The organism is Kocuria cellulosilytica, assembly GCF_040981245.1.
Taxonomy (GTDB): Bacteria; Actinomycetota; Actinomycetes; order Actinomycetales; family Micrococcaceae; genus Kocuria; species Kocuria cellulosilytica.
In genome coordinates, this window is record NZ_JAVFWZ010000003.1 from 107,606 (window position 1) to 133,118 (window position 25,513).

Annotated in this window: 23 protein-coding genes and 1 pseudogene; 17 read left to right on the plus strand and 7 right to left on the minus strand. The window is 74.4% G+C overall.

The window, feature by feature from the left end:
- Positions 1–63 precede the first annotated feature (63 nt).
- Positions 64–1,044: a patatin-like phospholipase family protein gene (locus RCG67_RS05595; protein ID WP_368825198.1), complete on the minus strand. Its 981-nt coding sequence runs from the start codon at positions 1,042–1,044 to the stop codon at positions 64–66.
- Between the two features lie 421 nt (positions 1,045–1,465).
- On the opposite strand from RCG67_RS05595, the gene RCG67_RS05600 reads away from it, so the two are divergent.
- Together RCG67_RS05600 and katG are read left to right on the plus strand one after the other, a co-directional pair.
- Positions 1,466–2,494 (plus strand): M12 family metallopeptidase, encoded by a 1,029-nt coding sequence (locus RCG67_RS05600; RefSeq protein WP_368825199.1) that lies wholly within the window; start codon positions 1,466–1,468, stop codon positions 2,492–2,494.
- 461 nt (positions 2,495–2,955) lie between these two features.
- A pseudogene (gene katG, locus RCG67_RS05605) lies at positions 2,956–5,119 on the plus strand (catalase/peroxidase HPI).
- Here katG and RCG67_RS05610 read toward each other — a convergent pair.
- Positions 5,088–6,644 carry an FAD-dependent monooxygenase gene (locus tag RCG67_RS05610; protein ID WP_368825200.1) on the minus strand — a complete coding sequence of 519 codons (1,557 nt, stop codon included), beginning with the start codon at positions 6,642–6,644 and terminating at the stop codon, positions 5,088–5,090. The pseudogene katG and the gene RCG67_RS05610 overlap by 32 nt on opposite strands.
- A gap of 111 nt (positions 6,645–6,755) precedes the next feature.
- The gene (locus RCG67_RS05615) at positions 6,756–7,961 is read right to left on the minus strand and encodes an FAD-dependent monooxygenase (protein WP_368825201.1); all 1,206 of its coding nucleotides are present in this window, start codon (positions 7,959–7,961) and stop codon (positions 6,756–6,758) included.
- A gap of 255 nt (positions 7,962–8,216) precedes the next feature.
- Here RCG67_RS05615 and RCG67_RS05620 point away from each other — a divergent pair, with 255 nt between their 5' ends.
- The 3 genes from RCG67_RS05620 (at position 8,217) to RCG67_RS05630 (ending at position 11,652) form a co-directional block, all read left to right on the plus strand.
- Complete coding sequence (locus RCG67_RS05620; protein WP_368825202.1) at positions 8,217–9,392, plus strand: PucR family transcriptional regulator; 1,176 nt, start codon at positions 8,217–8,219, stop codon at positions 9,390–9,392.
- 61 nt (positions 9,393–9,453) lie between these two features.
- Complete coding sequence (locus RCG67_RS05625; RefSeq protein ID WP_368825203.1) at positions 9,454–10,065, plus strand: class I SAM-dependent methyltransferase; 612 nt, start codon at positions 9,454–9,456, stop codon at positions 10,063–10,065.
- A 123-nt stretch (positions 10,066–10,188) separates the two neighbouring features.
- The gene (locus tag RCG67_RS05630; RefSeq protein ID WP_368825204.1) at positions 10,189–11,652 is read left to right on the plus strand and encodes a protein adenylyltransferase SelO; all 1,464 of its coding nucleotides are present in this window, start codon (positions 10,189–10,191) and stop codon (positions 11,650–11,652) included.
- Between the two features lie 179 nt (positions 11,653–11,831).
- Here the strand turns inward: RCG67_RS05630 and RCG67_RS05635 are convergent, their stop codons facing one another.
- Positions 11,832–12,557: a hypothetical protein gene (locus tag RCG67_RS05635; protein WP_368825205.1), complete on the minus strand. Its 726-nt coding sequence runs from the start codon at positions 12,555–12,557 to the stop codon at positions 11,832–11,834.
- 176 nt (positions 12,558–12,733) lie between these two features.
- Here RCG67_RS05635 and RCG67_RS05640 point away from each other — a divergent pair, with 176 nt between their 5' ends.
- Positions 12,734–12,946, plus strand: coding sequence for a hypothetical protein (locus RCG67_RS05640; RefSeq protein ID WP_368825206.1), 213 nt, complete (start codon positions 12,734–12,736; stop codon positions 12,944–12,946).
- Between the two features lie 142 nt (positions 12,947–13,088).
- Here RCG67_RS05640 and RCG67_RS05645 read toward each other — a convergent pair whose 3' ends face one another.
- Positions 13,089–14,195, minus strand: a complete 1,107-nt coding sequence (locus RCG67_RS05645) for an excalibur calcium-binding domain-containing protein (RefSeq protein ID WP_368825207.1) — start codon at positions 14,193–14,195, stop codon at positions 13,089–13,091.
- A gap of 298 nt (positions 14,196–14,493) precedes the next feature.
- Here RCG67_RS05645 and RCG67_RS05650 point away from each other — a divergent pair, with 298 nt between their 5' ends.
- On the plus strand, positions 14,494–15,087 hold the full coding sequence (locus RCG67_RS05650; protein WP_368825208.1) for a hypothetical protein: 594 nt from the start codon (positions 14,494–14,496) through the stop codon (positions 15,085–15,087).
- On the opposite strand, the gene RCG67_RS05655 is transcribed toward RCG67_RS05650, so the two are convergent.
- Positions 15,020–16,258 carry an FG-GAP repeat domain-containing protein gene (locus RCG67_RS05655; RefSeq protein WP_368825209.1) on the minus strand — a complete coding sequence of 413 codons (1,239 nt, stop codon included), beginning with the start codon at positions 16,256–16,258 and terminating at the stop codon, positions 15,020–15,022. The genes RCG67_RS05650 and RCG67_RS05655 overlap by 68 nt on opposite strands.
- Before the next feature lie 468 nt (positions 16,259–16,726).
- On the opposite strand from RCG67_RS05655, the gene RCG67_RS05660 reads away from it, so the two are divergent.
- The 10 genes from RCG67_RS05660 to RCG67_RS05705 all read left to right on the plus strand — a co-directional run bounded on the left by RCG67_RS05660 (position 16,727) and on the right by RCG67_RS05705 (position 24,580).
- On the plus strand, positions 16,727–17,851 hold the full coding sequence (locus RCG67_RS05660) for a serine hydrolase domain-containing protein (protein ID WP_368825210.1): 1,125 nt from the start codon (positions 16,727–16,729) through the stop codon (positions 17,849–17,851).
- Positions 17,852–18,000: 149 nt separating this feature from the next.
- Positions 18,001–18,378, plus strand: coding sequence for a hypothetical protein (locus tag RCG67_RS05665; protein WP_368825211.1), 378 nt, complete (start codon positions 18,001–18,003; stop codon positions 18,376–18,378).
- Between the two features lie 241 nt (positions 18,379–18,619).
- On the plus strand, positions 18,620–18,853 hold the full coding sequence (locus RCG67_RS05670; RefSeq protein ID WP_058872715.1) for a hypothetical protein: 234 nt from the start codon (positions 18,620–18,622) through the stop codon (positions 18,851–18,853).
- A 67-nt stretch (positions 18,854–18,920) separates the two neighbouring features.
- Entirely contained in the window at positions 18,921–20,204 is a 1,284-nt protein-coding gene (locus tag RCG67_RS05675; RefSeq protein WP_368825212.1) for a SufS family cysteine desulfurase, read from the plus strand.
- A gap of 39 nt (positions 20,205–20,243) precedes the next feature.
- On the plus strand, positions 20,244–20,708 hold the full coding sequence (gene sufU, locus RCG67_RS05680; RefSeq protein ID WP_058872713.1) for a Fe-S cluster assembly sulfur transfer protein SufU: 465 nt from the start codon (positions 20,244–20,246) through the stop codon (positions 20,706–20,708).
- A gap of 66 nt (positions 20,709–20,774) precedes the next feature.
- Positions 20,775–21,782 (plus strand): MsnO8 family LLM class oxidoreductase, encoded by a 1,008-nt coding sequence (locus RCG67_RS05685; RefSeq protein WP_368825213.1) that lies wholly within the window; start codon positions 20,775–20,777, stop codon positions 21,780–21,782.
- A 118-nt stretch (positions 21,783–21,900) separates the two neighbouring features.
- On the plus strand, positions 21,901–22,470 hold the full coding sequence (locus tag RCG67_RS05690; RefSeq protein ID WP_368825214.1) for a nucleosidase: 570 nt from the start codon (positions 21,901–21,903) through the stop codon (positions 22,468–22,470).
- Positions 22,471–22,514: 44 nt separating this feature from the next.
- Complete coding sequence (locus RCG67_RS05695) at positions 22,515–23,231, plus strand: lipoate--protein ligase family protein (protein WP_368825215.1); 717 nt, start codon at positions 22,515–22,517, stop codon at positions 23,229–23,231.
- 38 nt (positions 23,232–23,269) lie between these two features.
- Positions 23,270–24,100 carry an SOS response-associated peptidase gene (locus RCG67_RS05700; RefSeq protein WP_368825216.1) on the plus strand — a complete coding sequence of 277 codons (831 nt, stop codon included), beginning with the start codon at positions 23,270–23,272 and terminating at the stop codon, positions 24,098–24,100.
- Between the two features lie 48 nt (positions 24,101–24,148).
- The gene (locus RCG67_RS05705; protein WP_368825217.1) at positions 24,149–24,580 is read left to right on the plus strand and encodes a pyridoxamine 5'-phosphate oxidase family protein; all 432 of its coding nucleotides are present in this window, start codon (positions 24,149–24,151) and stop codon (positions 24,578–24,580) included.
- Between the two features lie 232 nt (positions 24,581–24,812).
- Here RCG67_RS05705 and RCG67_RS05710 read toward each other — a convergent pair whose 3' ends face one another.
- Positions 24,813–25,316: a GNAT family N-acetyltransferase gene (locus RCG67_RS05710; RefSeq protein WP_368825218.1), complete on the minus strand. Its 504-nt coding sequence runs from the start codon at positions 25,314–25,316 to the stop codon at positions 24,813–24,815.
- Between the last annotated feature and the right edge of the window lie 197 nt (positions 25,317–25,513).

The window sequence follows — 25,513 nt, forward strand, 5'->3', positions numbered from 1 at the left end:
GGACGACGGCGGGAGCGGTGGCCGGCCCGTGAGCTCGGCGGGGCCGGCGGAGCCGGAGAAGCATCAGCGGTGTGCGGCGATGTAGGCGCTGAAGTCCCACGGAGGGCGGTGGGCCGAGCCGTCGAGGAACTTCTCGGCGGCCCGGCGCCCGTTCTGGTAGAGGAAGTCCCGGTCGTCGTCGGTGAGGTTGAAGTCGGTGGCGCGGATGGCGCCGGTGTCGACGAAGATCGTGCGGGCCTGGGCGTCGGAGGACTCGATGTGCATCTGGTCGTAGAACCCGGTCATGGTCTTGAGCATGGCCCGGCTCATGCTCACCGGACCGTTGATCGGGTACTTGGTGCCCTGGATCGCGTCCGGATGCGCGGAGAGCTTGATGCCCAGGGTGGGCCAGCGCGGGGCGGTTCCGGCCGGGGCGTCGAAGACGCTGATGGGATAGTTCGAGAGCATCCCGCCGTCGACGAGCCAGGCCTTCCGGCCGTCGGCGGTGTCCCAGCGGACGGGACGGTAGAAGAAGGGGATGGACATCGAGGCGCGGACCGCCTCGACCACGTGCTGGGCGCCCCGATCGCGGCCGAACTCGTCGTAGTCCCAGGGCAGGTAGCGCAGCCGGCCCCGGCTGATGTCCGAGGCGGTGACCACCAGCCGGAAGGCCCGCTCCGGGGCGGGGGGCCGGTCGTCGTCCGTGTAGGGCAGGTCGGCGAAGGTCGTGACGCCGTAGTCGTCGAGCTGGGACTGCAGCCAGGAGCGAAGGTGCTCACCGAGGTAGATGCCGTTGCGGGCCAGGATCCCGGCGGCCTTGCCCGCGGTGGTCCGGGTCAGCCGGGAGCCGTCGCGGAAGTCGGGATACTGGACGGAGCCGATGATGTCCACCAGCTTCCTCGCCGGGGCGCCGGCGGCGACCAGGGCCCCGACGATGGCTCCGGCGGAGGTGCCGGCCACTCGTTTGAAGCGGTAGCCGCGCTCCTCGAGGACCTCGATGGCCCCGACCAGGGCGATGCCCTTGACGCCCCCGCCCTCCAGCACCAGGTCGGCAAACTGTTCCATGCAGCCCACGCCCCTCAGGCAGGTCGGTTTCCTGTGCCCAGTACAGCAAATGATCTGTGGAGAAGGAACGAGTCCACGGCATGCGGTTTCATGTGACGAGAGTGCATCTGTGCAGAGGGGATCTGCGGAGCCGGCATCCCGCTCCGTCCGCCCAGCAGCGCATCATGGCGAGGCTCGCCACAACGTCCCACGTCGGAGCCGGGTCCTTCATGTTGTCGTCACATGATCACAGCCGCAGCACGGGGAGGACCGACCTCTTGGACGTGCTGCTCGCCCGTGGTTGTGTCGATGCACATCACTGCGACGGCACTCGCGGTGCGCCGCGCGGAAGGACTGCCGCCGGGATTCTCCGGCGGTGCCGCACGCACCGTGGCCGTGCGGCATCCGAGATCGCATGACAGGCACGTGTCAGGAGCCGACAATGACCGATTCCCCAGTTCGTCCGTACTGCGCCGCCAAGCCACGCATCGTCCGTCCGCTCCCGGAGGGACTGGTGGCCGTCAGGCAGCGGCTCGTCCGGCTCATGGCGCAGAAATGGGTCAACGGCACCGTGCTCCACTACGCGTTCCGGGAGGGCCCCGAGCCGCAGCGCCAGGCGGTGCGGAGCGCGTTCGAGGAGTGGAAGGACCTGGGGATCGGCCTCGGCTTCCAGGAAGTGGACGAGCCGGGGGAGGCGGAGGTCAGGATCTCCTTCGACCAGGCCGACGGGTCCTGGTCCTACGTGGGCAGGGACGTCCTGGCCATCGGCACCCAGGCGCCGACCATGAACTTCGGCTGGGACCTGACCGACGAGTACGGACGCACCACGGCGTTGCACGAGATCGGCCACACGATGGGTCTGCCCCACGAGCACCAGAACCCGTTCGCCGGAATCGTGTGGGACGAGGCCAGGGTCTACGAGTTCTTCGCCGCGGCACCGAACCACTGGTCCCCGGAGACGACGCACCACAACGTCCTGCGCAAACTGGGCCAGGACGAGGTGGAGGGCTCGACCTGGGATCCCGACTCGGTGATGCAGTACGCGTTCCCCGAGGGGCTCATCAAGGAACCTGCCCGCTACCAGCCGGGAATCAGCCCCCCGGGCGGCCTCTCGGGCAAGGACACGGAATGGGTGCGGACCTTCTATCCGGTGCTGCCGGACGCGCTCCCGGCCCTCGAACCGTTCCGGTCCACGCCGCTGACCCTGGCCCCCGGGGAGCAGGCGGACTTCGAGATCACCCCCGACGCGTCGCGGAAGTACCAGGTCGCGACCTTCGGAGCCGCAGACACCACGCTGGTGCTCTTCGAGGAGGTCGACGCCGAGCTGCGCTTCCTCGCCGGCGACGACGACAGCGGGGAGGACCGCAACTCCAGCCTGTCGGCGAAGCTCTTCCGGGGAAGGCGGTACGTGGTGCGCGTCCGGCTCGCCTGGGCAGGACAGTCCGGGGACACCGCGATCATGCTCTGGTAGCCCGGGGCGTGCTCCGCCCGCTCCACGAGCGGCGGCCCCGCCCAGCACTGCCGCCGAGGCCGGGACCGGCGGAGCGCGGATCCTTGACGGGCTCCGGACCGGCCACGACACTTTGAGGGTGGACGCACAGCTGGATCTCCAGCAGCTCTCCCGGAGCGCCGCCCAGCGGGTCGACCTGACTCCGCCGGGGGTTCCGAACGCCGTGACCACTTCCTCGCACGTCGCCACCGCCCCGGTCCACCGCGGCGTCGGTCGCGCTCTCCCCGCCCCGTCGGCCCCGGCCGCGCACACCGCCCTCCGGAGTCCGGACGGCGTCACCTCCTGCCCGACGGCGCCCGGGCGTCCGACGGCATCCGGTGACCACGTGCTGTCCGCCCACGGGTGCGGCTCGTCCGCCGAGGTCGGTGCGCATGCTGCACGACCGGTCCCGGCCCCGCACCGCCATTCCGGAAGGAAGACCCATGTCCCAGACATCTGACGCTCCCGTGCACGGCAGCGAGAGCGAGAACCCGGCCATCGACGCGCCCACCCCGAGGACCGGTCAGCCGCGGACGGTCCAGGACTGGTGGCCCGACCAGCTGGACCTGGGCGTCCTGCGGAAGCACTCGACCACGACCGACCCGCTGGGCCCCGACTTCGACTACGCGAGCGAGTTCGAGAAGCTCGACGTCGAGGAGCTCAAGCGCGACCTCGTCGAGCTCATGACCGCCTCGCAGGACTGGTGGCCGGCCGACTTCGGGCACTACGGAGGGCTGTTCATCCGGATGAGCTGGCACTCGGCCGGCACCTACCGGACCGCGGACGGCCGCGGCGGCGCCGGCGAGGGCGCCCAGCGGTTCGCCCCGCTCAACAGCTGGCCGGACAACGCCAACCTGGACAAGGCCCGGCGCCTGCTGTGGCCGGTCAAGCAGAAGTACGGCCGGAAGATCTCGTGGGCGGACCTGCTGGTGCTCGCCGGGAACGTGGCGCTCGAGTCGATGGGCTTCAGGACGTTCGGCTTCGGCTTCGGACGCGAGGACGTCTGGGAGCCCGAGGAGATGTTCTGGGGCCCTGAGGACACCTGGCTCGGCGACGAGCGCTACGCGGGCGACCGCGAGCTCACGGGCCCGCTGGCCGCGGTGCAGATGGGGCTGATTTACGTCAACCCCGAGGGCCCCCAGGGCAACCCCGACCCGCTCGCCTCCGCCAGGGACATCCGCGAGACCTTCGGACGCATGGCGATGAACGACGAGGAGACGGTCGCCCTGATCGCCGGCGGGCACTCGTTCGGCAAGACCCACGGTGCCGGACCCGCGGACCACGTGGGCCCCGAGCCGGAGGCCTGCCCGGTCACGGGCCAGGGTCTGGGCTGGAGGAGCACCTACGGCACGGGCAAGGGCCCGGACACGATCACCAGCGGCCTGGAGGTGACCTGGACCAGCACCCCGACCCGGTGGGGCAACGGCTTCTTCGGCAATCTCTTCGGCCACGAGTGGGAGCTGGTCGAGAGCCCCGCGGGGGCGCACCAGTGGGTGGCCAAGGACGCCGACGAGACCGTCCCGGACGCCTTCGACCCCGAGCGGAAGCACCGGCCGACGATGCTGACGACCGACCTCGCACTCCGGGCCGACCCGGAGTACGAGAAGATCTCCCGGCGGTTCCACGAGCACCCGGAGCAGTTCGCCGAGGCGTTCGCCAAGGCGTGGTACAAGCTGCTGCACCGCGACATGGGTCCGGTCACGCGCTATCTGGGACCGTGGGTCCCGGAGCCGCAGCTGTGGCAGGACCCCGTTCCGGCGGTCGACCACGAGCTGATCGGGGACGACCGTGCCGCAGCTGGCCTCGACCGCGTGGGCCGCCGCGGCCAGCTTCCGGGGCACCGACAACCGGGGCGGGGCCAACGGCGCCCGCATCCGCCTCGAGCCGCAGCGCGGCTGGGAGGTGAACGAGCCGGAGCGGCTGTCCGAGGTGCTGCGCGTCCTCGAGCAGGTCCGGGACGACTTCAACGGTGGCCGCTCGGACGGCAGGAGGATCTCCCTGGCCGACCTGATCGTCCTCGGCGGCTGCGCGGCCGTCGAACAGGCGGCCCGCAGCGCCGGGCACCCGGTCGAGGTCCCGTTCCGGCCCGGGCGCACGGACGCCACGCAGGAGCAGACCGACGTCGAGTCCTTCGCCGTGCTCGAGCCGCAGGCCGACGGCTTCCGGAACTTCGTGAAGTCCGGCGCACGGCTGTCGCCCGAGACGCTGCTCCTCGACCGCGCCTACATGCTGAACCTCACGGCCCCGGAGATGACGGTCCTGGTGGGCGGCATGCGGAGCCTCGGCACGAACCACGGGCGGTCGGAGCACGGAGTCCTCACCGACCGCCCGGAGACGCTGACCAACGACTTCTTCGTCAACCTCCTCGCGGCCGGCACGGAGTGGAGGCCGTCCGAGTCGTCGGAGGACGTCTACGAGATCCGCGATCTCGCCACCGGTGAGCTCCGGTGGACGGCCACCGCGGCCGATCTGGTCTTCGGCTCGCACTCCCAGCTGCGGGCGATCTCGGAGGTCTACGCGAGTGCCGACGCCGGGGAGAAGTTCGTGCGCGACTTCGTCGCCGCCTGGGTGAAGGTCATGGAGCTCGACCGGTTCGATCTCCGCTGACCCGGAGTCCGGGGCGCGGGCCGCACCAGGCGGTGAGCGCCTCCTCCAGTCCTGAGCGGTCTCCCTCGCCCACCCAGGCGACGTGCCCGTCCGGGCGGATCAGCACCGCGGTGGGCGCGGGGACGGTGCCCAGGGCCGGGAGCTCCCAGGCCCCGGCGGGTTCGGCGGCGACCAGCCGGACGCGCTCGGCCCAGGGCCCGGCGTCGACGCCGTCCGGGTCCCCGAGGTCGAGCAGCACCGGCCGGGCCTCGTGCAGGAGGTCGAAGACCCGTGCGGGGCCACCGGCCGTGCGGAGGTCGAGATCGGGCATGCGCCGTCCGAGCAGGGGATGCCCCGCGCCGAGGTCGTAGTGGATGTCCAGACCGGACATCGTCGCGGCGTAGCGTCGTCGTGGCTCGTCCATGCCCAGCAGCTCGGCGACCGTCTCGCCCACGGCCCGCACCCGGTCGTCGGGCCGGCGCAGCCCGACCTGCGCCATCGTGAGGCGCAGCACGCGGGCCGCCACGGGGTGGCGCTCCGCGTGGTAGCTGTCCAGAAGGCTCTCCGGTGAGGTCCCCGCGACGACCTGGCCGAGCTTCCAGCCCAGGTTCACCGCGTCCTGCACCCCGGTGTTGAGACCCTGCCCGCCGTCCGGGGCGTGCACGTGCGCGGCGTCGCCGGCCAGCAGGACCCGTCCTGCCCGGTAGGACGCCGCCTGCCGGGTCGTGTCGGTGAACCGGAAGATCCAGGTGGGGCTGTGCACCCCGTAGTCCGTCCCGTACACGGCGACGAGCGCCTCGCGCAGATCGTCCAGAACGGGCTCGCGACCGTGTCCGACGCGGCGCTCGGTCACCATGACCCCCACCGGCCCACCGTCCTCGGGGCGGCGGAAGGCGTGCTTGCCGAGACCGTCCTGGTGGATGCCCCACTGCGGTTCCTCGTCGAGCTCGACCTCGGCGAGCAGGCTGCTGGTCGTCGGTTCCCACCCCGGGAACGCGATCCCCGTCGCCCTGCGGATCCGGCTCCGGCCACCGTCGCACCCCACGAGGCGGGCCGCCCGCAGCCGCCGGCCGTCGGACAGGTCCACGTCGACGCCGGCGCCGTCCTGGGCGATGCCCGTCACCTCGTGCCCGTAGCGGACGGGCACCCCCAGCTCGCGGACCCAGCCGGCCAGGAGCCGCTCGATGTGATTCTGCCACAGCGCCAGGCCGTAGGGATGGCGGGTGGGGAAGTCGCTGATGTCCAGTGGAACGCCGGCGAACCCGGCGACCTGGGCGGTCGTTCCCGCCGCGAGGAACCGGCCGGCGATGCCGCGCTGGTCGAGGACCTCGATGGTCCGCCCGTGCAGCCCGCCGGCACGCGAGCCGACGAGCTCCTGACCGGCCCGCCGTTCGACGACGACGACGTCCACCCCCGCCAGCGCCAGCTCGCCCGCCAGCATCAGGCCCGTCGGTCCCGCGCCGACCACCACCACGTCGTGCTCGTCCATGTGCTGCTCCTCGGCCCGCAGGTCCCGCTCCCGGCCCGAGCATTCTGCGGCGCGCACGGGGTCTTGCCGCAAGCCCCCCGCGCCGCTGTACGTTGGGAGTGACGAGCAAGCCGGCACGGCCCCGGCCGGGACGGCCCCTGCCCCGTTGCGGCCCGGGCGTCGAGCGGCTCAGAGCCAGGTCCCGCCGCCGGACTCGTCGGGCACGTCGACGTCGGCGCGGAAGCCGTGGATCCACGCGAGGTGCCGGTCGACGACATCGGGACGGCCCAGCCGGGCGTTGCGCTCGTCGGCCCGTTCACCGTCGGGCAGGTGCAGCACGTCGGCGGTGGTGATCGAGGCGTACTGCACCTTGCGGGTCCGCCCCCGGCGCAGCCGCTCGTACTGCTCCCGTGCTGCGTCCCAGTCGGCGCTCCCGGCCAGCTGGTCGGCCAGCACGATCGCGTCCTCGATCGACTGGTTGGCGCCCTGCCCGTGGTGCGGCACGAGCGCGTGGGCGGCGTCGCCCAGCAGCGTCACGCGGCCGCGGGACCAGCGGGACAGGGGCGGGCGGTGGAACAGGGCCCAGCGCTCGGTGACGGGCACGGCCGAGACCATCTGCCGGACCGCCGGGTGCCAGTCGCGGAACCGCTCGAGGTGGGACCCGTCCTCGACCGGCACGACCCAGCGCCGGTGCGGCCAGGGCGAGGGCGCGCGCTCCACGAGGAAGAAGTTCTGGTCCCCGCCGCCGATGGGATAGTGGAGCAGGTGCGCGCCGGGGCCCGTCCAGAACTGGATGGCCCCGGGGTCCGGCAGCTCGGACAGCGCCTCGGGCGGCACGATGCCCCGGGAGGCGCTGGTGCCGGAGTACAGCGCGTCGTCGTAGCCCAGCAGCAGCCGCCGGGTGGTGGAGCGGGCGCCGTCCGCGCCGATGACCAGGTCCGCCTCGGCCGTGCTGCCGTCCTCGAAGCGCAGCACCGCGGCCGCGCCGTCGTCGTCGACGTCGACCAGGCGCTTGCTCAGGTGCAGGCCGTCCGTCCCGAGGGCCCCGGAGAGGATCTGCTGCAGGTCGGCGCGGTGGATCCCCACGTAAGGGGCCCCGAAGCGCTCGCGGTAGCCCGTGCCGTGCCGGCCGATCAGCCGGCCGTCCCGCCCGTCGCGGAAGACCAGCGCCTCGACCTCCGCCCACCGGGCGCTCAGCCGCTCCTCCAGGCCGAACCGCTCCAGGAAGAAGCGGGTCGCGTTGGCGGACAGCGCCACGGCGGCCCCCACCTCGCGCAGCTCGCCGGCCGCCTCGTACACCTCGACCTCGAGGCCGCGGCGGCGCAGCTCGATGGCCAGCGTCAGCCCGCCGATGCCCGCGCCGACGACGGCGATGCGCCTCCCGGTGGTCGTCATGCGTGATCCTCTCCTCGTGCTCAGCCGTTCCTGCCGCGGAGCTCATGCCGCGGAGCTCGTGCTCCACCTCTCTCGCTCCGCTTCTCGGGGTGTCCTGCTCCGACCGTAGCCAGTGCGCGCCGTCACCCTCTTCGGACAACTGTGGGAAGATCGTGGCGATTCGTCGGACACCGTGTCCGACGGGCGGTCGGGCCCTCCCGCGGCGCGCGACCGTCCGCCCACCGCCCACCGCACCCGAGGAGCCACCGACCACCCGTGGACCGGACCCCCGACCTGGACGACCTGCTCCAGGACCTCTCCGAACGAGCCGGCCGCCGGCTGATCGTCCTCGACTCCGCGATGCGCGTGGTCGCCTGGTCGATCCACGAGTCCGACGAGGATCGGCGCCGGCTCTCCGCCGCGCTCGCCCACAGCGACTCGTGGGACGTTCCCGCCACCGGTCCCGAGGGCTTCGCCGTCGAGGACGTCCCGGAGCTGGGCCGGTGCCTGGTCATCGCGCTGCACGACCACCGCCACCGGGTCGGGCTCCTGCTCACCGTCCTGGAGGGTCCGCGGTCGCCGTCCGCCCACGCGGTCCGGGTGCTGGTCGGCGAGGCGCCCGTCCTCGGCGTGCTGCTGTCCCTGCGGACGCTCTACGCGGCGCGGGACCGGGACCGGGCACGGACCCTGCTCACCGCCCTCGTCGCCGGCGATCCGGCGCGCCGGCCGGGAGCCGCCGAGGCCCTCGTGGGGGAGGGCCTCCTGGGCGCGTCGCGGCAGTACTGCGCCGTGGTCCTCGGCACGGACCCGCTCGCGGCCGCACCGGACGAGACGGGCCGGACCGTGCTGGCCGTGCACCGGACCCTCGACTTCGTGACCAGGAGCTCGACCGCGTCGGTGGTGGGCACGACCTTCGACGACGGCACCGGCGTCCTCGTCTTCCCCCGGCCCGTGGTCGTCCCCCGCCTGGCGCGCATCCTCGCCCGGCCGGACGTGGCCACGGTGCGCGCCGGCATCGGCCCCGTGGTCGACAGCCTGCTGGACGTGCACCGCTCGTACCGTCTCGCGCGCCGCACGTGGCGCACGCTGTGGCTGGATCCCCTCGCCCACGGGCCGGTCAGCACCTGGGACGACGCCGGGCTGGACGGGCTGCTGGCGATGCTGCCGCTCGAGCAGCTGACGGCCGACGACCTGCCGCGGCAGGTGCGCCGGGTCCTCGCCGCCGGTCTGCGCCCCGAGCTGCTGCGGACGCTGGAGACCTACCTCGACTGCGGGGCCGACGCGCAGCGGACCGCCGCCGCGCTGCACATCCACCGGTCGACGTTCTACTACCGGCTGGACCGGCTCAAGGAGCGCCTCGACCTGGACCTCGACGACGGGCGGACCCGCAGCGAGCTCCACGTCGGGCTCCGCGTGGCCCGGCTCGCACGCCTGCGGCCGTCCGAACCGTGATGCGCATCCACCCGTCCGGCGACGCGGCCGGGCACCACCCGGCGGGCGGTACCCTGGCGGGGTGGTGGAACAGAGCATGTGGATGCAGAAGGTGCGCGCGGATCCTGGGCACTCCTCGTGGTACGTCGAGCGATTCCGGGCCATGGCCGCCGCCGGCGCCGACATCGTGGGGGAGGCCCGGCTGGTCGAGGCCATGGTCCCGCCCGGCTCGCGGATCCTCGACGCCGGATGCGGGCCCGGCCGGCTGGGCGGCCACCTGCACCGCAGCGGGCACACCGTCGTGGGGATCGACGTCGACCCCGCCCTGGTCGCCGCCGCGCAGGAGGACCACCCCGGTCCCCGGTGGTTCGTCGGGGACCTCGCGGAGCTGGACCTGCCGGCCCGCGGCGTGCCCGAGCCCTTCGACGCCGTGGTGTGCGCCGGCAACGTGATGGCCTTCCTGGCCCCCAGCACGCGCACCGAGGTGCTGCGACGCTTCCGCCGCCACCTGACCGCCGACGGACGGGCCGCCGTGGGCTTCGGGGCGGGGCGCGGCTACCCGTTCGCGGAGTTCCTGCGGGACGCCGAGCGGGCCGGGCTCGAGCCCGACCTGCTGCTCTCGACCTGGGACCTGCGCCCGTTCCGGGAGGACAGCGACTTCCTGGTGGCCGTGCTGCGGCCCGCGCGGTCCTGATCCGAGGGCGGCACCGGCCCCGCGGTGCGGCCCGCATCCCGCGGTGCGTTCTCGGCCCCGCGGTGCGGCCCGGACTGCGCCGGCCCCTCGGCAGCGCCCGGTCCGCCGGGTAGCGTGGACGGTGTGAGCACCCAACCCCTGTCCGCCGTCGTCCTCGAGAGCCGCTTCGCCCAGGAGCTGGGGGAGCTGTCCGTGCCGTGGCGGGCCGACGACGTCGCCGACCCCCGGCTGCTGGTCCTCAACGAGCCCCTGGCCGCCGAACTGGGCCTGGACCCGGAGTGGCTGCAGAGCGCGGAGGGCGTCCGCCTGCTGATCGGCAACCTGGTGCCGCAGGGGGCCGTGCCGGTCGCGCAGGCCTATTCCGGGCACCAGTTCGGCTGGTACGCCCCGAGCCTCGGCGACGGGCGCGCCCTCCTGCTGGGCGAGCTGGTGGACGCCGGTGGCCGGCGCCGCGACCTGCACCTCAAAGGCATCGGGCGGACTCCCTTCGCCCGCGGGGCCGACGGTCTCGCGGCGGTCGGTCCGATGCTGCGCGAGTACGTGCTGAGCGAGGCGATGCACGCCCTCGGCGTGCCCACGACCCGGTCCCTCGCCGTGGTGGCCACGGGACGGCAGGTGCGCCGCGAGAGCCTGCTGCCGGGAGCCGTGCTCGCCCGGGTGGCGAGCAGCCACCTGCGTGTGGGCACCTTCCAGTACGCCCGGGCCACGGGCGACATCGACCTCCTGCGCCGGCTCGCCGACCACGCCGTCGCCCGCCACCACCCCGGCGCCGCCGGTGCCGAGCACCCGCACCTGGCGCTGTTCGAGGCGGTGGTGGCCGCCCAGGCGTCGCTGGTGGCCCGCTGGATGCTCCTCGGGTTCGTGCACGGGGTGATGAACACCGACAACACGACCGTCTCGGGGGAGACCATCGACTACGGGCCGTGCGCGTTCCTGGACGCCTTCGACCCGGCCGCGGTCTACAGTTCGGTCGACCGCGGCGGGCGCTACGCCTTCCGCAACCAGCCGGTGGCCGCGCAGTGGAACCTCGCCCGGCTCGCCGAGGCCATGCTGCCGCTGCTCCACGAGGACCAGGACCGGGCGGTGTCCCTGGCGGAGGAAGCGCTCGAGGCGTTCCCGCGGCAGTACAGCGCGGCGTGGTCGGCGGGAATGCGGGCGAAGCTCGGGCTGCCCCAGGACCTCGACGACGACGTCGCCTCGTCCCTGGTCGACGACCTGCTCGTGCTGCTCCAGCAGGACCGCGTCGACTGGACCGCGTTCTTCCGCGCCCTGGGCGGGACAGCCCGCACCGGCGCGCACGCCGCGCGGGACCTGCTCCTCGACCGGCGGGGGTTCGACACGTGGGCCGAGCGCTGGCGGGCCGTGGGCCCCGACCCCGAGGCGATGGACCGGGTGAACCCCGTCTACATCCCCCGCAACCACCTGGTGGAGGAGGCCCTCTCCGCGGCCGTCGAGGGCGACCTCGACCCCTTGGGGCGGCTCCTGGAGGCGGTGACCGCTCCCTACGACGAACGTCCCGGCCTGGAGCGCTGTGCCGCCGGGCCCCCGGAGGACTTCGGCCCCTACACGACCTACTGCGGGACCTGAGGCGCCCGGGCCACCTCCTGCCGGGCCTGCGCGCCTCGCTCCCGGACGGCTTCGGCCCCTGCACGACCTGCTGCGGGACCTGAACCGCCCGGGCCACCTCCTGCCGGGCCTGCGCGCCTCGCCCCCGGCGCCCGCCCCCTGCGGAGCTGCCGGGTCCGGGCGCACGGGCCGGCGGGCGGTCAGCCGCCGATGTACTCCCCGGTCACGCTGTCCACGGTGCCGTTCTCGATGCCCGTGCACTGCGCGACGCCGGCCTCCGTCACCGGGTCGTAGTTGACGCAGAAGGCGTCGTAGTAGGGCACGCCGCTCCGCCACGCGGCCAGGGCCTCGTCGTAGCTGAACTTCTCCGGGAACGGCACCGCTCCCACGTCGGTGTTCACCTGCACCTGGCAGCTCCCGGGGCCGCCCGGGGCGAAGGCCAGGAGCTGGCCGACCGTGTCGACGACGTCGATCCGGTCCTGGCCGGTGCCCATCGCGGACTGGTAGGCACCGCAGATCTCGACGGCGACGGCGCGGTCGTTCGTGTCCGCGGTGAGACGGTGCGCGAGTCCGCCGCCCTGGACCGCCTGCTGCTCGACCCTGGTCACGGTCCCGGTGTACGGCTGTCCCTCGGGGGTCGCGGCGAACGCGGCCCACGGATCGGCGGGACCGGGTTCCCCGGCCGCCGGGGGAGCGTCCTCGGGCTGCGGCCCGGAGTCCTCGTCCGGCTCCGAGGCCGGGTCGGGGTCCGGCTCAGTGGCCGACTCGGGGGTCGGCTCCGGCGTTGTCCCCCGAACGGTGTCCGAGGGAGAGGGCGAGGTCCGGGCGGCAGGAGTGCTCTCCTCGGCCGGGGGATCGCCGGCGCAGCCGGCCAGGGCGAGACCGGTGGCGATGAACAGACTGGTGACGACGGCCTTCGTGCTCATGAGGTGCCTCTGCTTCGCTGGGGGGCGGGATCTCCACTGTAGGCGGCCCGCCCGGCGAACTCCGGTTGCCACCCGGTGGCCCGCCCGGATCTGCCCACCCAAGAGGGGTCAGACGGGGCGGGGAGCGCCGTGCCACGATGCGGAGGGCATGCCGTAGGACACTGAAGGGGGCCGCTGTGCCGCACCAGATGACGCTGATGTTCGCCAACATCGTGCTGACCCTCGTCCTCGTCACGGCGTGCTATCTGCACCTGGACGGCGGGCGGTGGTGGTTCCCCTGCCTGTGGTTCGTGGGCATGGCCGCAGGGTCCCTGTGGGACGCGCTGCCGCACCGCCGCGCGGCGGAGTTCGCCCGCGCCAGCGGTGGGCGGGCCGCCTGGCAGTCCTGAGCGCGGGGGGACGCCCTCAGGGCCGGCCGGCACCGACCGGGCCCAGCCGGCGGCCCCGGACGACGACGCCGGCGCGGGCCGGGACGCCGAACGGTCCCGGAGCGGGGGTCACCGGCACCGCCGTCCTCCTTCCCCTGTCGCACTACTCGCACGCGACGCCGTCGCCGTCACGGTCCATGGCGCTGCGGTAGCCGGGCTCCCCCCGCAGCAGCGGGGCGGCGCCGGCCTCCCGGGCGGCCGTGCAGTTGGCGTAGTGGACGTCCGCCGGGGCGGCCGGAGCCTCCTCGACCACGACGGGGTCCGGCTCCGGAGCGGTCCCGGCGCCGGTGGGGATGTCGCCGAACGGAGCGCCGGCGGGCAGCTGCTGGTCGGGGCACTCGGCGAGCACCTCGGCCATGGCGTCCTTCTCGGGGGCCGTGACCCACAGGCCGTAGCGGGACTTCACCGCGATCTGGATCGCCACCATGTCGCAGGCGAAGGCCCGGTTCGGGGGCAGCCACCCGGCGGCGTCCTGGTCGGACTTCGACCCGTTGGCCGGGCCGTCGACCGCCAGCAGGTTCAGCGGGTCGTTGGCGAGGGCCACGCGGTCGGCCGGGGAGAGCCGGCGCGCCCCGGTGACCCAGGCGTTGCCGAGCGAGACGACGTGGTCCACCTGGACGTCACCGGAGGTCGCGACCCCCCGCACGAAGTCGATGCTCGCCCCGGTGTAGGGGTCGGCGAGGGTGCCGGTGTCGACCCTGCACCCGTCGGCGGAGGCGATGCCCGTCAGGTCGCGGGCCAGCACCTCGTTGCGGGAGTCCTCGCAGTCGCCGTCGGCGTCGACCCATCCGCCGAACAGGGCCTCGCGGTCGTAGTCGGACATCGTCCCGGCGGCGGCGACCGCCAGGTCCTCCAGGGCCAGGAACGCCCCCGAGGGCGGGGCGACGGCGCGGACGGGGGTCTCCGCCGGCTCCGGGGACGGGGCGACCGTGGTGACCGAGCCCGGTGTCCTCGAGGCGGTGGGCGAGGGAGCCCCGCTCGGCACGGCGCTCGGGGACGGAGCGGCGGGCACCGTCGTCACGGTTCCCGGAACGGGGCCGGGCTCGGCGGCCGGGTCGGTGGACGCGGTGCTGGACGCGCAGCCGGCGATCAGCCCGATCGCCAGGGTGAGGTGCAGCGGCACCGCCACGATCCACCGGCCCGCGGCGGGACCGCGGCGGGACGTCAGGACCGTTCCCGGGGCAGGGGAGGGGGAGGGGGCGTTGCTCATGGTGCTCCTGGGGGGAAGAGGCGAAGCGTGCCTGGTGGGGGGTGCGCGTGGGGGAGCGCGCGCGGCACCCTCCAGTTCTACGTCCGCTGCCCGGCCGTCACCGCGCGGCGCGCCGCAGATGACGGCCACCGGCGCGAGTGTGACGCCGGCGCGTGCTCGGCCGGCCGGGGAGGCCTGCTCCGCGGCTCGTGCCGGAGGTCCCGCCGCCCCCGCCATCCCCGGATGAGGGGTCAGACGCGCGGGCGCACCGGGTGCGAGGATGCGGTCACGGGGATCGTCGGACGGAGGGGAGGGGCTCGTGCTGGCCGTGCGCGACAAGCTGCTCCTGGGGCTCTGGCTCCTGCCGGTGGCACTCGGTCTCGTGGTGGGACTGCGCGTCGGGGACGACGACGGCTCCGTCATGCTGTTCGTCACCGGCATCGTGGCGGCGCTCTACGTCGTCGTGCTGGTCAGCACGGTGCACTCGGCGCGACGCCGCCGGGCCGAGCCGCCCGCCGCCGCGCCGGGCCCCGTCGAGCCCGAGCCCGGCCCGGGCGCCGAGCCCGGTGCCGCGGGACCGCCCGGTGAGGACGGCCGTGCGCTCGCGGTCTCACGCGCCCTGCAGCTGGTCCTGATCGTCTCCGCCGCCGTCTACGTGGTCGTCGCGGAGGGCGGCTGGACCTTCGTGGTCGTCGTCGCGCAGCTCGTCACCGTGATCACCATGGCCGCCTACGTCCACGAGCGGGGAGCGGCGCCGGTTCCGGTGACCTGGCACGGCGCCGCCCCCGTCCGCGCGGACGGGGGCGGGGCCGTGACCGGACCGCGACGGAGCACGGCCGGCGGGCTCACGACAGCTGCACGTACGTGGCCGAGTGCCCGAAGCCCACGACGTCGTCGCGACCGTCGCCGTTGACGTCACCGAGCAGACGCGGATACCGCTCCTCGGTCCACCCGTCCGCCCAGCCGAAGGCGGCGGTCTTCAGGTACACCGGGCCGAAGGTGCTGTCCGCCCGGCCGTGCGCCACGTAGACCCCGGCGTTGCCGAAGCCCACGATGTCCTGGATGCCGTCGACGTTGATGTCCGCGTGGGTCCGCGGATGACGGTCGCCCCGCCACCCCTGGGCCTGGCCGAAGTCGTTCACCCGCACGGCCACACCGGTGTAGTTCCCCCCGTTGAGGGAGTGGGCGACGGAGACCCCGGAGTAGCCGAAGCCGATGATGTCCGCCGCGGCGCTGCCGGCGGGGTTGATGTTGACGTCGGCCAGCATCCGCGGGTGCTGGTCCACGCGCCATCCCTGGGCGTAGCCGAAGTTGCGGATCTCCAGCGCGGGCTGGGTGAACGTGTCCCCCAGCGCCGAGAAGTAGGAGACGTACGTGCCGGCGTCGCCGAAGCCCACGATGTCGGCGGTGCTGTTGCCGTCGACGTCCGCGAGCATCCGCGGGTTCTTGTCGACCCGCCAGCCCCGGTTCCAGCCGAAGCTGTCGATGCGCTTGCCGGTGCCCGTGAAGGTCCGGTCGGACAGGGCGTGGGAGATGGTGACGCCGGAGTACCCGAAGCCCACGATGTCGGCGGTCAGGTTGCCGTTGAGGTCGGCGAGCTCGCGCGGGTGCCTGTCGACGCGCCAGCCCTGGTTCCAGCCGAAGTCGCGGACCTTGAGCTGCGGCGCGGTGAAGCTGCCGTCGCCCTGCGAGTAGGCCACGTAGACCCCGGCGTCGCCGAAGCCCACGATGTCGTCGCGGCGGTCGCCGTCGACGTCCGCGAGCGTGCGCACGTGCCGTGCGTTGGACCAGCCCTGGGCGGTGCCGAAGTCCCGCACGCTGAACCTCGGGGTGCCGAAGGTGCCGTCGGCCCGGCCGAAGGAGACCTGGACGCCGGCGTTGCCGAAGCCGACGACGTCGGCGCGGCCGTCACCGTTGACGTCCGCGAGCTCGCGCACGTGCTGGTCCACGCGCCAGCCCTGGGCGTAGGAGTACACGGGCTGCGCGGTCGCGGCGTGGGCCGGTGCGGCCACGGCGAGCCCTGCGGTCGCCAGGGCGGTGGCGGACGCGCCGGTGAGCACGCGCGAGAGGAGTGGGTGTTTCATGGTGGGTCCCCGAGGTGGTGAGGTGGATCGTTCGGCACGGGCGCGGGTGGCACGTGCCGGAGACGTCGGTCGACCCCCGGTCGACCGGGAGATGTCCCCCGGGGCGCGGCGCGCCTTCCGGGGAACCGGTGGCTCCGGGAACGTCGTCCCGGTGCCGAGGCGCAACAGCTGAGGGCCCCAGTTTACTCCTGCAATGATCTCCGTCACCAGAGGTGTTCCCGATCGTGACCTCCTGCCGCGAGCGGGCCGGGCTCCGGCGCGGCGCCGGGGGTGCAGCACGAGCCGTCGCCGCCCACCGCGGAGAGCTCCCGGCCGGTCCGTCCCTCGAGGTCGGGCCGGGCGTCGGCGGTCCATATGTCTCTTGGCCGGCCCGCAGGTCCGGGCGCGTCCTTGACGGACCGGGAGTCCGGCCGCACCGTGGTCCTGTCGGGCGGCGGTGACCTCCGCGGCCCGCCCCCGGAGGTTCCCATGCACAGCTCCCCGCCCGGTGACCGCGCCTCCGCGCCTGCCCCGGGGCCCCTGCCGGCCGAGCTGCAGGACGCGGTGGCGGCGATGCTGCGCGCCGGGCACGTCCCGGGGCTCTCCCTCGCGGTGGCCGACCGGGACGGACTGCTCTGCGCGGCAGGCTTCGGACTGGCCGACCTGGCCGGTCGTGTCCCCGCGACGCCGGGCACGGCCTACCCGTGGTTCTCCATGACCAAGCCCATCACCGCCACCGCCGTCATGGCCCTCGCCGAGGCCGGCCGGCTGGACCTCCAGGCGCCCGTCGACGAGCACCTGGACTTCCCGCCGGCCCCCGGAGGCGCCCGGCCGACGGTGGAGCAGCTGCTCACCCACACCGCGGGCCTGTCCAATCCGCTGCCGATCCGGTGGGTCCACCCGGCCGGGGCGCCGCCGCCGCCGGCGGGCGACCTGCTGCGCCGGCTGATGCGCCGCCGGCGGGCGTACCGGTATCCGGTGGGGGAGCGGGCCCGGTACTCCAACGTGGGCTATCTCGCCCTGGGCGAGGTCGTCGAGGCGGTGACCGGGACGTCCTTCGAGTCCTCCCTGCGCGAGACGGTGCTGGGCCCGGCGGGCATGACCCGCACCGGGTTCGCCCGTCCGCAGGGCGCCGTGGCGGCGACCGGCTATCTGCGTGCCCCGCGGCTCGCCGATCCGCTGCTGCGCCTCCTGCTGCCCCGTGGGGTGGCCGGTTCCCGGACGGGGGCGCACCTGGGCCTGCGCCCCTTCCACGTCGACGGTCCCGCGTTCGGGGGCCTGATGGGCGACGTGCTCGACGCCGCCCGGTTCCTGCGCCTGCACCTGGGGGAGGGGCAGATCGACGGCCGCCGGGTGCTGTCCGCGGACGCCGCCCGGTCCATGCGGACGATCGCCCACCCGGGACGGCCGTTCGACCACGGCATCGGCTGGTTCCGCCGCCCTGCCCCGGGGGCCCACGAGTGGGTCGAGCACTACGGGACGGGCGCCGGCTTCTGGAACGTCATGCGCCTCTGTCCGGACCGCGGCCTGGGCATCGTCATGATGACCAACAGCACCACCGCCTACGACTTCGGGCCGGTCTTCACCCGCCTGGTGGCGGCGCCCTGGGCCTGACGCCCACCGGTCCGGAACATGCGGCGCCGGGGCAGGAGGCGGGGCGGGAGCCGGAGCGGAGCACGAAGCAGGGCGACGGGACCGGGACGGCCGTGCCCCGCCGTCCGGGACGGACCGTCCCCGGCGGACGGGGCGATAGGCTCGCCTCCGTGACCGAGCTCAGCGAGATGGCCCGCACCGGGGTGGTGAGCGCCGCGTGCCTCACGGCGGGGTGGGCCCTGCTGGTGGCCGCGCTGCTCGTCCGGTGCCTGTACGCCTGGTGGGTCAGGACCTCGGCCGTGCACCTGGTCGAGGACGGCCGGCACCGGCTGCGCTGGCACACCACCCGGTACGAGATCCACGAGGAGCCCTGGCCGCACCCTCCGTCCCCCGCGCCCGAGGCCGGGGCGGAGGTCACGGTCTACTACCACGCCCGCCACCCCTGGCGCTGGGCCCTCGTCGCGCCGTACCGCTGGCTGTGGCTCCTCACCGCGTCCGGCGCGGTGCTGGTCGGAGCCGGACTGCTGATCCGCCTCGTGCGCGGGTGACCCCCTGGTGAGCTCCCCGGCACCGGTCCGGGCCGGTCCGCGCCCCGGACCCCGCCGACGGCGTCCCCTCGCGGTCCGCGCCGGTTTCTCCTCCCGCCGCCGGGCGGGAGATCATGGGAGCAGGACCCCCGTGGGCGTCGTCCGTCCCACAGGCGTCGCGGCACGCCCGCACCGGACCCCCGGTGCGGAGCAGCGCGCGGACCGGCACCGACGGCCCCGACCCAGCACCCGGAAGGACAGCATGCGCAAGCACCAGCACTCCGACGACGAGCCCGCCCGGCCCAGGCGCAGCCTGTTCCGGCGCTTCGACGACTTCACCATGCGGTTCTACGGGCCCGCCGTGCGCAGCCCCCGGGACCTCAGGGGCGCCGAGGCCAGTGCGCAGACGCAGCAGTGGTACCAGGACCTGCAGGAGGAGTTCGTGGTCGAGAAGGACGCGAACGGCAACACCTACCTGCGGCCCCGCCATCGCTGACCGGCCCGTGACGCCGCGAGGCGCCCGGCCGTCCGGTGCCCCGGCCCGGGACGTACAGTGTCGGAGCATGGAAGGAAACCACGTGCTGCCCCTGACCGATCCCGAGGTGCGTGCGCTCCGGGAGGACTTCCCCCTGCTGGCCGGCACACCGACGGTCTACCTGGACTCGGGGGCCACCTCCCAGAAGCCCCTGGCCGTCCTGGACGCCGAGCGGGACTTCTACGTGCACCGCAACGCCGCGGTCCACCGCGGGGCCCACGCGCTGGCCGTGGAGGCCACCGACGCCTACGAGGAGGCCCGCCGGGTCGTGGCCGGCTTCGTGGGCGGCACCGAGCGGGAGCTGGTGTGGACCTCCAACGCCACCGAGGCGATCAACCTGCTCGCCTACTCGTTCTCCAACGCCACGGCCGGGCGCGGGGGCCAGGAGGCCGAGCGCTTCCGGCTCGGCCCGGGCGACGAGATCGTGACCACCGAGCTCGAGCACCACGCCAACCTCATCCCGTGGCAGGAGCTGGCGGCCCGCACCGGGGCCGTGCTGCGCTGGGTCCCGGTCGGCGACGACGGCGCCCTCGACCTCGGGGCCGCCGCCGGGATCATCGGCGAGCGCACCCGGGTGGTGGCGTTCAGCCACGTCTCCAACGTCACCGGTGCGGTCACCGACGTCGAGGCCCTGGCGGGCCTGGCCCGGGCGGCCGGGGCGCTGAGCGTGCTGGACGCGTGCCAGTCGGTGCCGCACCTGCCGGTGGACCTGCCCGCCCTGGGCGTGGACTTCGCGGTGTTCTCCGGGCACAAGATGCTCGGGCCCACCGGCATCGGGGCGCTGTGGGGGCGGGCCGAGCTGCTGGACGCGATGCCTCCCTTCCTCACGGGCGGGTCCATGATCACGAAGGTCACGATGGAGGGCGCCCGGTACCTGCCCGCCCCGACCCGCTTCGAGGCCGGCACCCAGCGCGTGGCCCAGGCCGTGGCGCTGGCCGAGGCCGTGCGCTACCTGCAGGGCATCGGGATGGAGCGGATCGCCGCCCACGAGCACGAGCTGGGACAGCGGCTCGCGAGCGGGCTCACGGAGCTCGAGGGGATCCGGCTGATCGGCCCGGCCCCGGGTGCGGACCGCGTGGGACTGGCGGCGGTGGTCGTGGCGGGCGTGCACGCCCACGACGTCGGCCAGGTCCTCGACGTGGCCGGGGTGGCCGTGCGGGTGGGCCACCACTGCGCCCAGCCGCTGCACCGCCGGCTGGGGCTGACCGCGTCCACCCGGGCGAGCGCCTACCTCTACAACACCACCGAGGACGTCGACCGGTTCCTGGCCGAACTGGCCGGGGTCCGCGCCTACTTCCGCGTGGCCGGCTGAGCCCGTGCGCACCGATCCGGACCGACCGAGGAGACGACGATGAGCGCGCTGGACGGCATGTACCAGGAGGTCATCCTCGACCACGCCAAGCGGCGGTCCGGGGAGGGGCTGGCCACCCCGGACCCCGGGCACGGGAGCGGGGAGTCCCACCAGTACAACCCGACGTGCGGGGACGAGATCACCGTCCGCGTCGAGCTCGTGCCTGCCGCCGAGGGCGCGGAGCCGGTGGTCGAGCGGCTCAGCTGGGAGGGCGAGGGCTGCTCGATCTCCATGGCCGCGGCCTCCGTGCTGGCCGAGACCGCCCCCGGGATGACACGGGCCGAGCTGGCGGAGCTGATCGGGGCGTTCCGGGACCTGCTGCGCTCCCGGGGCACCGTGGTCCCGGACGAGGAGGTCCTCGGCGACGCCGCCGCCTTCGCCGGGGTGTCCCGGTTCGTGGCCCGCGTCAAGTGCGCCATGCTCGGCTGGGTCGCCGCCGAGGAGGCCCTCGGCCGCGCCGGCTGAGCAGCTCCCGGACCCGCAGGGCCTGCGGCCCGGAATGCTTCCGGCGCCGTCCCGGTTGTGCGCACCATGCCCCTCTCCGACGTTCCGCTCTCCCTCCTCGACCGCGCCGGCACCCGGGACGGCTCCACGGAGGCCGAGGACCTCGTCCGCGTCCTGGAGCGGGCCGAGCGCGCGGAGGAGCTGGGCTACCACCGGTTCTGGGTGGCCGAGCACCACGGGGTTCCCGGGATCGCCGGGTCCGCGCCGGCGGTGCTGATGGCCGCCCTGGCCGCCCGGACCCGCCGCCTCAGGATCGGCTCCGGCGGGATCATGCTTCCCAACCACCAGCCCCTCGTGGTCGCCGAGCAGGCCGCCACCCTCGAGGTCCTGCACCCCGGCCGGATCGACCTCGGCGTGGGCCGCTCCCTCGGGTTCACCGCCGCCGTCCGGGACGCGCTGCGCACCGGGAAGGAGGCCGCGGACCGTTTCGAGGCCGACCTCACGGAGCTGCTCGCCCACCTCTCCGGCGCGGCCCCCGTGACCGCCCGGCCCCGGAACCACGCCGCGACACCGGTCTTCGTCCTGGCGACCGGCGCCGGGGTGGAGACCGCCGCCCGGGCGGGACTCGCCGTGGTGCTCGGCGGCCCGGCGCTCTTCCGCGAGGGCCCCGGCGGCGGCGCCGCGGTGCTCGAGCGGTACCGCGCGCAGTTCCGCCCGTCGTCGTGGTGGCCGGCCCCGCACGTGGTCGTCTCGGCGAACGTCGCGGTGGCGCGCACCCGCGCGGCCGCCCGTGAGCTGCTGCTGCCCGAGGCCCGCGCACTGGCCGCCTCCCGCACCCGGGGGGAGTTCTCGCCCCTGGCGCCCGCACGGTCGCCGGATGCCGACGGGCTCCCGGACCGGGAGCGGGCCCTCGTGGAGGAGGCCCTCACGGGCTCGGTCCACGGCACGGCCCCGGAGGTCCGGGCGCAGCTGGAGCGGCTGCTCGCGCGGACCGGGGCGGACGAGCTGCTCGTGACGGGCGGCGCGTACGACCTCGACGCCCAGGCGGAGTCCGACCGGCGGCTCGCCGCGCTGTTCGCCGCCCGCCCGGCCTGACGTCCCATCCCCGGGCGCCGTCCCGCCGCGTCCCCAGGTGGGGGACGCCGCGGCGGGGGCGGCCGGGCACGGGGGCTCGGCGGCAGAGGCAGCAGGAGAGGGCGGATAGAGTGACGGGGTGCCACAGCTGCTCGTTCTCGCCGCCCACCCCCTGGAGACCAAGTACTTCCCGGAGGGCATCGACCTGGTCCTGACGGGCGTCGGGATGTCGGCCGCGGCCATGCGCACCACAGAGGCAGTGCTGACCCGCTGCCCGGATCCCGCGCGACGGGCGGAGCTGACGGTGCTCAACATCGGCAGCGCCGGCGCCCTGAGGCACGGGCTGACCGGGGTGCTCGAGCCCTCCCGGATCATCAACCGGGACGTGGACGAGGAGCTGCTGCGCGCGGCCGGGATCCCCGTGGACAACGTCATCGAGCTCGGCGGCGACGGGCCCGTGCTCGCCACCGGCGACTCCTTCGTGGCCGGCGGGCCCGCCCGGGACGCCCTCGCCGCGCGGGCGGACCTCGTGGACATGGAGGGCTGGGCGGTCGCGGTGGCCTGCCGGCACCTGGGCGTGCCGCTGCGGATGGTCAAGCACGTCTCCGACGCCGCCGACGAGGAGGCGGTCGCGTGGGCCGAGAAGGTGGAGATCAGCGCCCTGGCCCTGGGGCAGTGGTTCCGCGGCAGCGGGATCGCCCGGCCGTGACCCGCCGCAGGACCGTCCGGATCCGCCACTAGACTGGGACCAGCATGAAAATTCTCCGCCAGCGCGAGTCCCTGGGCGCCCAGCAGGACTACGAGAGCGCCATGACCCTCCTCGCCGACGTGCGCCGCAGCGGGCCCGTCCTGCGCCTCTACGAACCGGCCCCCACGGTCGCCTTCGGCCGCCGGGACGAGCTGCGCCCGGGCTTCGCCGACGCCGCCCGGGCCGCCCGCGGGAGCGGGTTCGAGCCCCTGGTCCGCAAGGTCGGGGGGCGGGCCGCCGCCTACCACGGCGGGTGCCTGATCATCGACCACCTCGAGTCCGCCGTGGACCCCACCTCGGGCATCCAGGACCGCTACCGCCTCTTCGGCGACATGATCGTGGCCGCCCTGGAGGAGCTCGAGGTCGAGGCCGACGTCGGCGAGATCCCGGGCGAGTACTGCGCCGGCGAGCACAGTGTGCACGGGACGCACCCGGCGGCGTCGTCGACCCCGGGCCGGAAGGTGAAGCTGGCCGGGACCGCCCAGCGGGTGGTCGCCGGCGCCTGGTACTTCTCCACGGTGCTGGTCGTCGAGCAGTCCGAGCCCATCCGCTCGGTGCTCACCGACGTCTACGCCGCCCTCGACCTGGACTGGGACCCCACCACCGCGGGGGCCGTGGACGACCTGCGGCCGGGCACCACCGTGGCCGACGTCGAGCGCGGGATCCGCAAGGTGTACGGCATGTACTCCGAGTACCTGGGGTACGGGCAGCTCACCGACTGAGCCCCGGCCGCGGGCCGGGCAGACCGAGGAGGCAGCAGATGTGCGGACGCTACGTCATCGCCCGGGCCGTGGGCGACCTCGTGGCCGAGACCGGGGCCGTCCCGGACGAGAGCCTCGGCGGCGACGCCGACCAGGAGCGGCTGCGGGCCAACTGGAACACCGCGCCCACCACCGACGTGCCGATCGTCCTCGAACGCCTGACGGGCGGGGAGGGCGGCGGTGAGCTGGTCCGCGAGCTCCACGTGGCCCGCTGGGGACTGGTCCCGGGCTGGGCCAAGGACCCGGCGGTCGGGTCGAAGATGTTCAACGCCCGGTCGGAGACCGTCCTCGAGAAGCCGTCCTTCCGCAAGGCGGTCCGTGCCCGCCGCTGCGCCGTCCCGGCCAACGGCTACTACGAGTGGAAGAAGGAGCCCGGGGCCGGGCGGGGCGGGCGCAAGCAGCCCTACTACGTCCACCCGGCCGACCCGGAGGAGACCATCTGGTTCGCCGGGATCTACGAGTGGTGGCGGGTGCCCGAGGGCACGGAGCTGCGCTCCGCGGCCCTGCAGCCCGGCCGGGACGGCGCGGGAAGCACGTGGCTGCTGTCCTGCTCCGTCCTCACCACCGACTCCCCGGAGCCCTCCGCCGAGTACCCGGTGCTCACGGAGCTGCACGGCCTGCACGACCGGATGCCGATCCCGCTGGCGCCCGAGCACGTGGGGGACTGGCTGCGCCCGGGGGAGGAGGACGCCCCGCAGCTCGTGGACCTGGTGCGGGCCGAGGCGCACCGGACGGCGGCCCGCTGGGTGCTCGACCCGGTGGACCCCGCGGTCGGGAACGTGCGCAACAACTCCCCGGAGCTCGTGGTGCCGCAGCCCGCCCTGTTCTGAGCGCGTACCGTGGGGCCTGACCTGTCCCCGTCCCCAAGGAGCACCTCCATGACCTCTGCCTCACCGGACGCCGTCGGCCGCATCGTGGACTTCGTCCGCGCCCACGGCGGTGGCGTCGTGGCGACCAACAGCGACGAGGGACACCCCGAGTCCGCCTGGGTCAACCTCGTGGCGGACGACGACGGTCGCCTGGTCTTCGGCACGAACATCGCGAGCCGCAAGTTCTCCAACATCGGCGCCGACCCGAGGGTCTCCCTGGTGCTGGTCTCCGGAACGGGCCAGGAGTTCCAGCTCGAGGGCGACGCCGCGGTGCTCGAGGGCGACGCGGCGCAGGAGGCCGGGCAGCGGCTGGAGGCCCGCCACCCGGGCTCCGGCGGCCACGAGCCCGAGTCCACCCGGCTCGTCGAGGTGGGCCTGCGCTGGGCGCGGTTCGTCGACGTCGCCGTCGAGCCCCCGGTCCGGGAGGAGTTCGCGCTCTGACCCGGCCACGGAAAAGGCCCGGGGTCCGCTGCTGCGGACCCCGGGCCTTCCCCGTGGCATCTCTGCCGGTGTCTCCGTCCGGCGTCTCTCCGGTGATTCCTGGGGTGCTGATTCCTGAGGCGGTGGCTCCTGGGTGCTTCCTGAGGCGGTGATTCCTGATGCGGTGACTCCCGGGGGCGGTGACTCCCGGGGCGCCGTCCGCGCGCCCCCGGCTCCGGAGCGCCGGCCGGGCTCAGACGTAGTCCGTCTCGGGGACCCAGCGGTTGAAGTCGAGCGTGAGATAGAGCGCGAGCGCCGCCGCGTTGTCCTCGGCGATCCGCAGGCAGACCTGGTCGTGGCCGTTGTCGTAGAGGGTGCTCATGGCGCAGCGCACGAGCTGCTCGGCGAGGCCCTGCCGCCGGCGGGAGGCCGCCGTGAACAGCTCGAAGATGTAGGGGACCTCGGGGAGGTCCTCCCCGACCCGCCGGGCCAGCACGAGCGCTGCGGCCACCACGGTCCCGTCGTCGTCGACCACCACCGGCGAGGCCTCGGGGAGGAAGGGCCCGTACTCCCCGTCGAAGACCCCCCGGATCACCTCGCGGGCCTCCTCCAGGCTGGAGACCCCGCCCTGCTCGTAGGAGGAGTAGTAGAGCTGGGCGAGGCTCTCGGCGTCCTCCGGGGCGGCCGGACGCAGGGTCACCGCAGGGGTCCTGGTGTTCTGCGCGGTGTGGGCGATCAGCGTGATGGTTCCGGTCATGGGAGGCCTCCGTGAGGTCGACGCCGGCGGATGCCGGCGGGGCGGACGAGGGACAAGGGACGTCCGGGCGGGTCGCGCAGGGCACGCCCTCCGTGCTCTCAGCGTATCCATTTCGCTGGGCTTGTCCATGCTCCCCGCCCTTGAATTGCGAATGCGAACGACTGCCACGAACAGTGCACCGCAGGGAACATCTGTTC